Consider the following 10705-nt stretch of genomic DNA (forward strand, 5'->3'; position numbering starts at 1 on the left):
TACTTGTATGCCCATACTATTATAAACGAAATAATAGCAAGATAATTGTGTCTGATTACTTACCTTGTTATGCCTTGTGATTAGTATACCCCGTACATATTTCACTACTTCGGACTGGATGCCTGTATATGGTTGCGACAATAAACCAAGCAAGCGTTTATCTAAACGGGCAACAAATTCGGCGGTTACTTTTTCGCCCCATTCTGCCTGTAGGTAGGTTATCACTTTTAGCAGGCTATTCATGTATCGTTTCTTTAAAACTATTTGCCTCTCCATTGCGCTGTAGTTTTTTGGTAATCGGCCCAGCTTACCACATCTTTATCATCCGGCTCCGATGCCAATTTTTTCAAGGTTGCCAATTCAGTTGCCGAAAGGTTGGCCGTAATGTCGCTGTTGCCTGCCGCCATCAATATATCCACATCCTCATTAAGCAATTGTAACAAGCCTTCGTCTTCAATGGCGGCTATTTTGGTTAAAAGCGTTTGTTTAAATGATTCCATGACGTAAATTTTCCCAAATTTACTTCAATAAGTTTTCTTCGCAGCACATTTTACTATTTATTTTACTGCTGTTTGTTATTTGAGCAGAAGCAAGGCACCCTATTAAATTTTGTGTACGCCCAAACTTCCCGAATGTTTTAACTTTCGGGAAGTTGCCGGTGACGAACAGCAGGAAGAACTAAGCAAAGGGTACGCGCCACAGGCACGTACCAGCAACACTTCTTTTATTTGTATTGTTTTTAGGTGTGATTATGTTGACGTGGGCTAGCTGTGAGCCAAACACCTCGTGCATATTTATTTAAGTAGTTACTAAGCAGGCATGTAGAAAAAGAACCAATGCCGTAGGCATGACCGATATTATAACCCCCGATTTCAATCGGGGATTATAAAAGAACCGTTCCTAAACAAGTTCCTCTTTGGTGAAAAAAACTTATAGCAACAAAACATGACAACTATCATCCCGTCCTCCAACTTACGTCACTTTTCACTCCGTCCCCCAAAACTACTTTTGACGCCAACAAAGAATATATGAGTGTCATTATCATTTTATTAGTAGCAAGCATCACGGTAGCTGCCCTGTTTTTAGTTGCTTTTTTGTGGAACGTAAAAACTGGGCAGTATGATGACGAAATAAGCCCTGCGATACGCATGCTTTTCGATGACATATATGTTTGCCCTAAAGGTGATTGTGCAGAACAAACCAAAAAAATCGCTGCAATCAAGAAACAAATTGGCAATAAGAAAACAAAAAACAATAACGACTCAGTCAATAAAGATTAACCCCCTAAAGATTACAGTTTATGCAGTTAGACAAATTTTATTATGATAACAAAACAGTAAAAATGTTTACTTACGCTACGCTGTTCTGGGGTGTGGTTGGCATGTTGGGCGGCTTGCTCGCTTCTATCCAAATGTATTATCCAATGGCTAATATGGGTACTGCATATACCACATTTGGCAGGGTAAGGCCAGTGCATACCAATGCAGTTATTTTTGCATTTGTGGGCAATGGCATTTTCATGGGCGTATATTATTCACTGCAACGCTTGTGCAAGGCAAGAATGTTTAGCGATGTGCTGAGCAAAATACATTTTTGGGGTTGGCAGTCCATCATTGTTTCCGCAGCTATTTCCCTGCTGCTGGGTTATACAACAGGTAAAGAATACGCAGAACTGGAATGGCCGATTGACATAGCCATTACGGTTGTTTGGGTGGTTTTTGGCATCAATATGTTTGGCACTATCATCAAGCGGCGGGAAAGCCATTTGTATGTGGCCATTTGGTTTTACATAGCCACATGGGTTACGGTGGCCATGCTGCATATTGTAAATTCTGTAGAGCTGCCATTTTCCTGGTTCAAAAGTTATAGCTGGTACGCAGGCGTGCAGGATGCGTTGGTGCAATGGTGGTATGGCCACAATGCGGTCGCATTTTTCCTCACAACCCCGTATTTGGGCTTGATGTATTACTTTTTGCCAAAAGCAGCCAATCGCCCTGTTTATAGCTACAGGCTTTCCATAATACACTTTTGGGCTTTGATATTTATTTATATATGGGCTGGTCCGCACCATTTATTATATACTGCACTGCCCGATTGGGCACAAAGCCTAGGCGTTGTGTTTAGCATCATGCTCATTGCGCCAAGCTGGGGAGGCATGTTGAACGGTTTGTTTACCCTCCGTGGCGCATGGGACAAAGTAAGGGAGGAGCCTGTTTTGAAATTCTTGGTAGTGGCAGTAACATGTTACGGTATGGCCACTTTTGAAGGGCCCATGCTTAGCCTAAAAAATGTAAACGCCATTGCGCACTTTACCGACTGGATTATTGCGCATGTGCATATAGGTGCTTTAGGTTGGAACGGCTTTATGACATTTGGGGTTATTTACTGGCTTATCCCACGCATATTCGATACGCCTCTATACTCAAAAAAACTGGCCAATGCCCATTTCTGGATAGGTACCATAGGCATTGTACTATATACCGTGCCGCTTTATTGGGCAGGGTTTACGCAAGCCATGATGTGGAAACAATTTACAGAATCTGGTCAGTTGAAGTTCCAATTCCTAGAAACAGTTACCCATATCGTACCCATGTATGTAATGCGTAGCATTGGGGGTACTTTATACTTGTCTGGCGTATTCATCATGGTTTGGAACATTTACAAAACTGTTCAATATGGCCACCTAATTGCCAACGAATATGCCGAGGCGGCACCATTGCCTAAAACAATAGTTACCCACGGCCAACAGCACTGGCACAGGTGGATTGAAAAAAGGCCTATGCAGTTGATGGTTTTTAGCCTAGTGGCCGTGTCAATAGGTGGCATATTGGAAATGATCCCGATGTTTTTAGTAAAAAGCAATATCCCAACCATTGCCGCCGTAAAACCATACACGCCGCTTGAATTACAAGGAAGGGACATTTATATAAGGGAAGGCTGCTACACCTGCCACTCGCAAATGATACGACCTTTCAGGGACGAAGTAGCCCGTTATGGCGAATACAGCAAAGCGGGCGAATTTGTCTATGACCACCCTTTTCAATGGGGCAGCAAAAGAACGGGGCCAGATTTGGCAAGGATAGGCGGCAAATACCCCGATAGCTGGCACTACAACCACATGATGGACCCACAGAGCATGAGCCCAGGTTCTATTATGCCATCCTACACTTGGCTTTACGACAATACAATTGATACCGCTATAACGCCTGCAAAAATAAGGGCAATGCAAAAACTGGGCGTGCCTTACCCAGAAGGCTTTGATAAAATAGCCAATGCAGACTTGACAGCGCAAGCAAAAAAGATTCAAGACAACTTGAAAAAAGACAAATTACAGGTATCGCCCAATGCAGAAATACTGGCTTTGATTGCTTACCTGCAAAGGATGGGTACAGATATTAAAACTATGCCACGGCAGGATACTTCGCTTCAAAAAACAATCACAGCAACACCTTAAAACCCCCTACAAATGAAATTTATAAACTATTTGGAAAAAATAAGTGGGGTGGATATTTATGCCCTTAGTTCCTTTTTAATCTTTTTTATCTTCTTTATCGTCATGGCCGTATGGGCCTTGAAGGCAGATAAGAAAATGATTGCAGAAATAAGTGAATTGCCATTAGCCTGATTATAAAAAAACGATTTATGTTAAACTTGGTAAATAATAAATGGAGCAAATCCATAGCCGTCTTTCTAGCTGTATGCGCTAGCCCGCAATTTTCTTTTGCAGAAGGCAGGCCGCTGCCATCCTCGATGGATGACCCCAGGGCTACTATTCTTATTGTAATCATGGCAGCTTTGCTGCTAATCATCGGGCTATTAGCATTTATATTGCTAGGTGCTGCGCAATTGTACCTTGCAAAAGACAAGGAAGAAAAGAAGAATGGCACGTCAATAGGCGCGGGTTTAAAAATTACTGCTTTGTTGGTTGGCCTAATTATCAGTAGCGGCATTATTGCTCAAGAGAGTGTAATGTCCTCTGCTACTCCCGCAACAGGCTCTTTGTCTATACCAGTTTATTTTACCCTTATAGCTGTCATCACGCTGGAATTAGTCATCATCTTCGCCTTGCTCTACAATTTACAGTTATTGCTGCGCAAAGAATTAGCGGTGGCTGCAAAACAAACCGAGCCAAAAAAAATCCAATGGGCAGTATTGTGGGAGAAAATAAACAGCTTCAAATCTGCCAAGGAAGAGCAAGATATAGACTTAGGTCATGATTACGATGGCATCCGTGAACTAGACAATAACCTTCCCCCGTGGTGGATATATGGCTTTTACCTGTGCATTTTTATTGGTGTAGTTTATCTATGGCGTTTCCATGTTTCCTACTCCGCCCCTTTAAGTAAGGAAGAATACGAAATTTCCGTTCAGGCAGCCGCAATAGAAAAAGAAGCCTACCTGGCGAATGCCGCTAACAATGTGGATGAAAACACCGTAACGCTTTTAACTGGCAGCGCAGATCTAGAAGCGGGCAAAAAAGTATTTACAACTGTATGTGCAGCATGTCATGTAGCAGATGGCGGTGGTGCAGTTGGACCCAACCTAACAGATGATTACTGGCTGCATGGTAGCAGCATAAAAGATGTATTTAAAACTATTAAATACGGTTGGCAGGAAAAAGGCATGAAAAGCTGGAAAGACGATTACTCCCCGGTTCAAATTGCCCAGCTTGCCAGCTATGTAAAAAGCCTGCATGGCACCAAGACTGCCAAACCAAAGGATCCCCAGGGTGAATTGTTTAAAGAAAGTACGGTTAAGGACACTACTGCTGCTAAAACTGTAGCGAGTAAATAGTAACAATAAAAATATGAAAGCACCCACGTTAGGTATAACAGAAAACTTCAGGGACAGGATTGCCACTGTTGACGCAAACGGGAAACGCAAATGGGTTTTCGCTTACAAGCCCAAGGGCCGTTTTTATACCATCCGAAGCACCCTCAGCATCTTTTATTTCTTGTTGTTTTTTGGTATGCCTTTCATATTCTTAAACGGACACCCCCTATTCCTTTTTAATATACCTGAGGCCAAGTTTATCCTTTTTGGAAAAATCTTTTGGCCTCAGGATTTTTTCATCCTCGGTATCACGATGGTCACGTTTATTTTCTTTATCATCTTGTTTACTGCTGCTTTTGGGCGTTTGTTTTGCGGCTGGGCCTGCCCGCAGACCAACTTCATGGAGATGATGTTCCGCAAGATTGAGTTTTGGGTATTGGGCGATGCATCGGTGCAAAGGCAGCTTGGCAATAGCCCCTTAAAAGGAAAAGACCAGCGAAAAGTGGTATTGAAACATATTTTGTTTCTGCTGCTTTCTTTTCTAATAGCCAATACTTTTCTTGCTTATATCATCGGCATCAAAGGGTTGTGGAAAATAATGACTGAGCCGCTATCAGAACATCTAGGGGGCTTTGGTTCAATTATACTCTTCAGTTTTGTTTTTTATGCGGTGTATGCTTTTTTCAGGGAACAGTCTTGCACAGTTGTTTGCCCTTATGGCAGGCTGCAAAGTGTATTGTTGGATAAAAATTCAATGATTGTAGCTTATGATTATGAGCGTGGCGAGCCTAGGGGCCATGCCAAAGCAGGAAGCATCCAAGCAGTGGGCGACTGTATCGATTGCCACCAATGCGTAAAAGTTTGCCCTACGGGCATTGACATAAGGAATGGCGTACAAATGGAATGCGTGGGCTGCACTGCCTGTATTGATGCCTGCGACAACATCATGGAAAAAATTGGCAAGCCAAAGGGGTTAATAAGGTACGCATCAGAAAACTCAATAGCCAATGGCGAACCCTTGCACTATACCACACGTATGAAAATGTACACCTTGCTTTGTGGTGTGGTATTGTGTGCATTGTCATTTTTATTAGCCACACGCAAAGATGTGGATGCTACTGTTATGCGTACCCCTGGTATGCTTTTCCAGGAAAGGGGGGCAGACAGTATCTCTAACTTGTACAATATAAAAATTGTAAACAAAACCATTAAGGATGTACCCCTCACCATACGTTCAGAAACAGGTAACGAGCGGATAGAAACTATTGGCAATGCCTATATTACCGTGGCTAAGGAAGGGCAAGGGGCAGGCACTTTCTTTATTGTGCTGCCTAAAAGCAGCATCCATAATAGAAAGACCAAATTGAAACTTGGCTTGTACCAAGGAGATAAAAAAATAACGGTGATAGAAACCAATTTCTTGGGGCCGGTAGGATAAATCTTACGCTCACCATATAGGCACAATAGTACACATAGACTTAAAAGTAATATAAAACTCTATGTTTTCTCTCTTTTTCTTTCTATTGCTATGTGTCCTATATGCCTATGTGTTGAATAATCACAAATCATTAAATCATCATTTTAAAATCAACAATATGAACTGGGGCAAAAGCATAATCATCGTTTTCATAGCCTTTGCAGGCTTGATGCTTACACTGGTGTACAAAACAATCAATACAAAATTTGAACTGGTAAGCACAGAATATTATAAAGACGAACTTGTTTATCAGGACAGGATTGATGGCGTAGCCAATAGCAACAAACTAGATGACTTGGTAGCAACAAAAAACACAGAAGGCGTATTGCTCTCCTTCCCTGCCCAGCTAAAAGACAAAACCATAAAAGGCGAGGCATGGTTTTATTGCAAAACAGATGCAACGAAAGACAGGAAAATACCACTAGCTGTAAATGGCAACCTGCAACAATCCATCCCTTTTGCACAATTAGCCACAGCAAGCTATCAAGTTAAGATTGCCTGGGTGGCAGGCAGTACAAAATATTATTGCGAAAAAGAAATAAACATCTACTGATGCAATGGCCATTCCTGCTCACAGCCTTAGCATTGGGTGCAGTAAGTAGTTTCCACTGTGTGGGCATGTGTGGGGCTATTGCCTTGTCGCTGCCTGTTAAGCAGCTTACAGGTTTCCGCAAAACAATTGCTGTACTGCTTTACAATGCTGGCCGCATAGCTACCTACTCATCCCTTGGATTGCTGTTTGGCATTGCCGGGCGTGGGCTGTATATAGGCGGTTTTCAAAAATGGTTTTCCATAGCAGCGGGATTGCTTTTGCTAGTATTTGCCATCGGCAGCCTTTTCCAAAGCAGGCTGCTGCGCACACCCTCCTTCCACAAAATATTCTACCATTTGCAAACATTTATTACCAAGCGGATGGCAAAGCAAAGCCTGCCTTCTATTTTATTGATAGGCGTGGCCAATGGCTTGCTGCCTTGCGGCATGGTCTATTTTGCAGTGATGGGTGCTATTGCCACAGGCAATATACTGGGTGGCATCGGCTTCATGGCGGCTTTCGGCTTAGGCACATTGCCCTTGATGCTGGCAGTATCTTATTTTGGGTTTATCATCGACCTCAGCTTCCGAAACAGAATAAAGACATTCATCCCCTATTTTATGGCTGCCATGGCATTGATGCTGGTTGCTAGGGGCTTATCGTATAATCATGCACACGATACCAATGCTGACATAATACCTTGCCATAAAATGCTGCCTTAAATTGGCAAGCGACAATTTTATTTCCACAAATACGCAGCTAGCGCTTGCAAACGGGATTGCATAGCGTTTTATTCAACTAATGGTATTGTGATGAAACCTTCGCTTATAAATAAACGCAAAAAGCAGTTAGTTTATTGAGCAAAAACAAAGTTTTTTTGTTTTTGTACTCAATTGATACTTGGGTAATAACAATATTTGTTTCAAATATTGGCTTATTCCTTACGGTTATCCCCAATTATCTATACTTTTGAAAAGGACAAACAACTATGCTTATTCATCAACCCTTTAAAATAAACCAAACATGCAAATCCTTGATTTCTGGTGGCTCTTCTTGATTATTATTTGTATAGCTTGCTATAAGCTTATCCTCCGTTTTTTATTTGGGATGGTTATCGTACCAGAAGATAAAATAGGGTTGGTAACCAAGAAATTCGTGCTATTTGGCATTGACAAAGCATTGCCCGATGGACGTATTATTGCCACGAAGGGTGAGGCTGGCTTTCAAGCAAAAACCCTTGCACCTGGTTTGTATTTTGGCAAATGGTTTTGGCAATATGGGGTAACCATGGAAAAATTTACCATTATCCCCGAAGGGCAAATTGGCCTTATCATGTCAAAAGACGGGGCAGAGATACCTACTGGCAATATTCTAGGCCACCGTGTGGAGTGCGATAATTTTCAGGATGCAGACAAGTTCCTGCAAAATGGGGGTCAGCGTGGGCGGCAGGCTGTGTATATCACCACAGGCTCGTATCGTATTAATACCATGTTGTTCCAAGTATCTGTAACCGATATGGTGCGCATACAGGAAAGCAAGGTGGGCATTATTACAGCACTTGACGGTTTACCCATTGATGAGGGGCAAATTGCAGGCAGGATAGTAGATGGGCATAACAACTTTCAAGATTTTAATGCGTTTATTAAAAATGGCGGCAGCCGTGGCTTACAGCCGCAAGTAATTTTGGCAGGGTCCTATAACCTGAATCCATGGGCGGTACAGGTAGAGGAAACCCCTATGACAGAGATACCGATAGGCTATGTAGGGGTAGTGATTTCGTATATAGGCATGGATGGTGCAGATACTTCTGGGGTAGAATTTAAACATGGCAATATTGTGGCAAAGGGCTCAAAAGGTGTTTGGCTGGAGCCGCTAGGCCCGGGCAAGTACCCCATTAACAAATACACCATGAAAGTAGAACTAGTACCTACTACAAACCTTGTGCTCAACTGGGCGAGTGCGAGGAGCGAGGCACATAACTTGGATAAAAACCTATCTACCATCACAGTCCGTTCCCGTGATGGTTTCCCATTCAATTTGGATGTAGCACAAATTATCCATGTTCCCACAACTGAGGCACCTAAAGTAATTGCCCGTTTCGGCAATATGGTAAACCTAGTTTCTCAGGTATTGGAGCCTACTATTGGCAACTATTTCCGAAACTCCGCCCAAGATAGCGATGTGATAGCTTTTTTAAGCACAAGAAAGGAAAGGCAGGAATCGGCCAAAGCAGAAATTAAAAAAGTGCTGGACGAGTACAACGTAACCGCAGTGGACACATTGATAGGTGATATTGTACCTCCCGAATCCCTCATGAAAACCCTCACCGACAGGAAGATAGCCGAGGAACAGAAAGTAACCTACGACACTCAGAAAAGCGCACAGGAAACTAGGCAGGGCATGGAAAAAGAAACCGCCATTGCCGATATGCAAAAAGACATTGTAAAAGCGCAGCAAAGCGTGGAAATAGCCGAGCGCACGGCTAGTGCCACTGTGAAAAAATCGGAAGGGGATGCAGCAGGGGTGAAACTAGCCGTAGGTGCAGAAGCAGAAGCCACCAAAATGCGGGCTTTTGCCGAGGCAGAAGCCACCAAGGCAAGGGCTATTGCAGAATCGGAATCTATCAAGCTACGGGCTGCTGCCGAAGCACAGAAAATATCTTTAACGGGTAGTGCAGAAGCAGGTAAAATATTGGCTATTGGTAAATCTACTGCCGAAGCTTATGAACTAGCCGTAAAAGCATTGGGTGGAGAAAACTTTACGCGTTATAAAATAACGGAGGAACTATCCAAAGGCAATTTAAAATTGATACCAGATATTTTAATAGGTGGTGGCAATGGCGGCGGCGGCGCTATAGATGGCCTACTAGGATTGAAACTGATGGAAATGATGGACCCTAAGAAGAAAGATATAGGCGATAAAAAGGATGTTGGCGTAGAATAAGATTTGTTTGCCACCAAGGGGCTAAAAGACTCAAAGTGGAAAAGGGAATTGGCTTTTAAAATTCCTCAATCCGTAGGGATGGCATTAATATAGCAAATTAAATATCTTGAGTTTTTTAAAACCTAGAAGGGGTGAAATTGTCTATAATTTCACCCCTTCTAGGTTTCGTATATTAATATTGTGCTGTGTTTCTATAATAATGCCATCCCTTCTGGATTATAAAACCAGACGATAGATTGAAAGTTTCTTAAATGCGAATTCCCTAGCTTAATTTGTGTTGTAAGGCTTTGTTTTTTGTAATGTTTTATTTATATTGCACTAATAAATGTGATAGTTATGGAACAAGCGTTATTGGAAAAAGAGCCATTGGCAAAAGATGCCCCCCCTTCTTGGATGGCTGAATATGAAAGGAAAGTAAAAATGTCTGTGGAAGAACAAGAGGCAGAAATGAAATTAAATTGGCCTGAAATACAGGTAAAAGCAAAGGCATTGGACGAAAGGCTTGCTGAAAATGAAATTTGCCTAAACGAAGATGAAATAGCGGATATAGTTAGTGAATTTAGAAGAAGGCATTATGAAGCATCGGTTAGTCATTGATACTTCCGTTTATCTTACTTATGCATCACATGGCAAACTCTATCGATTGCTTAACGCAAAAAATGTATATGGGCTTACTGTATTTATAAACAATTATATGCTTTATGAATTGGATAAGAACATGCCAAAAGTTTCAAAGACAAGAACAACTACAAAAGAAGATAGCTTGGGTATGATAATGCAAATTGCTTCTTTTGTAGAAACCATCCCTCTTTTTACAAATTCCCCCGACCCAAAAGACAATTTCCTGTTTGACCTTGCCATCCAAACCAACAGCGAAGTAATTGTAACCAAAGAGAAGGCCTTACTGAATTTTACTGAAAGCCCCGTGGCCATCCATGATATTAAATGGTTCAAGGAAACTTTCCCAGTCCCTTTGTGAT

12 protein-coding genes are annotated in these 10705 nt (G+C 42.1%); 10 read left to right on the plus strand and 2 right to left on the minus strand.

The features are described from left to right. Both ACHFIY_RS16685 and ACHFIY_RS16690 read right to left on the minus strand, forming a co-directional pair. Nucleotides 1-276: hypothetical protein (locus ACHFIY_RS16685; protein ID WP_410847257.1), on the minus strand; the 276-nt coding region annotated here is incomplete at its 3' end. After that, on the minus strand, nt 261-500 hold the full coding sequence (locus tag ACHFIY_RS16690) for a hypothetical protein (RefSeq protein ID WP_410847258.1): 240 nt from the start codon (nt 498-500) through the stop codon (nt 261-263). The genes ACHFIY_RS16685 and ACHFIY_RS16690, both read right to left, overlap by 16 nt. 528 nt (nt 501-1028) lie before the next feature. Here ACHFIY_RS16690 and ccoS point away from each other — a divergent pair. The 10 genes from ccoS to ACHFIY_RS16740 all read left to right on the plus strand — a co-directional run bounded on the left by ccoS (nt 1029) and on the right by ACHFIY_RS16740 (nt 10704). After that, nucleotides 1029-1280: a cbb3-type cytochrome oxidase assembly protein CcoS gene (ccoS, locus tag ACHFIY_RS16695; protein WP_410847259.1), complete on the plus strand. Its 252-nt coding sequence runs from the start codon at nt 1029-1031 to the stop codon at nt 1278-1280. Nucleotides 1281-1300: 20 nt separating this feature from the next. Then, on the plus strand, nt 1301-3454 hold the full coding sequence (gene ccoN / locus ACHFIY_RS16700; RefSeq protein ID WP_410847260.1) for a cytochrome-c oxidase, cbb3-type subunit I: 2154 nt from the start codon (nt 1301-1303) through the stop codon (nt 3452-3454). A gap of 12 nt (nt 3455-3466) precedes the next feature. Continuing rightward, on the plus strand, nt 3467-3625 hold the full coding sequence (locus ACHFIY_RS16705) for a CcoQ/FixQ family Cbb3-type cytochrome c oxidase assembly chaperone (protein ID WP_410847261.1): 159 nt from the start codon (nt 3467-3469) through the stop codon (nt 3623-3625). Nucleotides 3626-3642: 17 nt separating this feature from the next. Then, nucleotides 3643-4794, plus strand: a complete 1152-nt coding sequence (locus tag ACHFIY_RS16710) for a cbb3-type cytochrome c oxidase N-terminal domain-containing protein (RefSeq protein ID WP_410847262.1) — start codon at nt 3643-3645, stop codon at nt 4792-4794. A 13-nt stretch (nt 4795-4807) separates the two neighbouring features. Beyond that, nucleotides 4808-6211 (plus strand): cytochrome c oxidase accessory protein CcoG, encoded by a 1404-nt coding sequence (ccoG, locus tag ACHFIY_RS16715; protein WP_410847263.1) that lies wholly within the window; start codon nt 4808-4810, stop codon nt 6209-6211. A gap of 157 nt (nt 6212-6368) precedes the next feature. Next, entirely contained in the window at nt 6369-6803 is a 435-nt protein-coding gene (locus tag ACHFIY_RS16720) for a FixH family protein (protein WP_410847264.1), read from the plus strand. Then, nucleotides 6803-7504: a sulfite exporter TauE/SafE family protein gene (locus ACHFIY_RS16725; protein WP_410847265.1), complete on the plus strand. Its 702-nt coding sequence runs from the start codon at nt 6803-6805 to the stop codon at nt 7502-7504. The genes ACHFIY_RS16720 and ACHFIY_RS16725 overlap by 1 nt, the downstream gene beginning before the upstream one ends. A gap of 301 nt (nt 7505-7805) precedes the next feature. Beyond that, nucleotides 7806-9725, plus strand: coding sequence for an SPFH domain-containing protein (locus tag ACHFIY_RS16730; RefSeq protein WP_410847266.1), 1920 nt, complete (start codon nt 7806-7808; stop codon nt 9723-9725). A gap of 336 nt (nt 9726-10061) precedes the next feature. Further along, nucleotides 10062-10322 carry a hypothetical protein gene (locus ACHFIY_RS16735; protein WP_410847267.1) on the plus strand — a complete coding sequence of 87 codons (261 nt, stop codon included), beginning with the start codon at nt 10062-10064 and terminating at the stop codon, nt 10320-10322. Further along, nucleotides 10300-10704, plus strand: a complete 405-nt coding sequence (locus ACHFIY_RS16740) for a putative toxin-antitoxin system toxin component, PIN family (protein ID WP_410847268.1) — start codon at nt 10300-10302, stop codon at nt 10702-10704. Before ACHFIY_RS16735 ends, ACHFIY_RS16740 begins: the two co-directional genes overlap by 23 nt. Nucleotide 10705: the final 1 nt, after the last annotated feature.

Origin of the sequence: Parasediminibacterium schistidii, assembly GCF_046546515.1 — a bacterium.
In the GTDB taxonomy this organism is placed as follows: Bacteria; Bacteroidota; Bacteroidia; order Chitinophagales; family Chitinophagaceae; genus Parasediminibacterium.

Bases quoted from the DNA above. Each gene is read 5' to 3' on its own strand.
- ACHFIY_RS16690 (WP_410847258.1), bottom strand. From the start codon at position 500: ATGGAATCATTTAAACAAACGCTTTTAACCAAAATAGCCGCCATTGAA.
- ccoS (WP_410847259.1), top strand. From the start codon at position 1,029: ATGAGTGTCATTATCATTTTATTAGTAGCAAGCATCACGGTAGCTGCC.
- ccoN (WP_410847260.1), top strand. From the start codon at position 1,301: ATGCAGTTAGACAAATTTTATTATGATAACAAAACAGTAAAAATGTTT.
- ACHFIY_RS16705 (WP_410847261.1), top strand. From the start codon at position 3,467: ATGAAATTTATAAACTATTTGGAAAAAATAAGTGGGGTGGATATTTAT.
- ACHFIY_RS16710 (WP_410847262.1), top strand. From the start codon at position 3,643: ATGTTAAACTTGGTAAATAATAAATGGAGCAAATCCATAGCCGTCTTT.
- ccoG (WP_410847263.1), top strand. From the start codon at position 4,808: ATGAAAGCACCCACGTTAGGTATAACAGAAAACTTCAGGGACAGGATT.
- ACHFIY_RS16720 (WP_410847264.1), top strand. From the start codon at position 6,369: ATGAACTGGGGCAAAAGCATAATCATCGTTTTCATAGCCTTTGCAGGC.
- ACHFIY_RS16725 (WP_410847265.1), top strand. From the start codon at position 6,803: ATGCAATGGCCATTCCTGCTCACAGCCTTAGCATTGGGTGCAGTAAGT.
- ACHFIY_RS16730 (WP_410847266.1), top strand. From the start codon at position 7,806: ATGCAAATCCTTGATTTCTGGTGGCTCTTCTTGATTATTATTTGTATA.
- ACHFIY_RS16735 (WP_410847267.1), top strand. From the start codon at position 10,062: ATGGAACAAGCGTTATTGGAAAAAGAGCCATTGGCAAAAGATGCCCCC.
- ACHFIY_RS16740 (WP_410847268.1), top strand. From the start codon at position 10,300: ATGAAGCATCGGTTAGTCATTGATACTTCCGTTTATCTTACTTATGCA.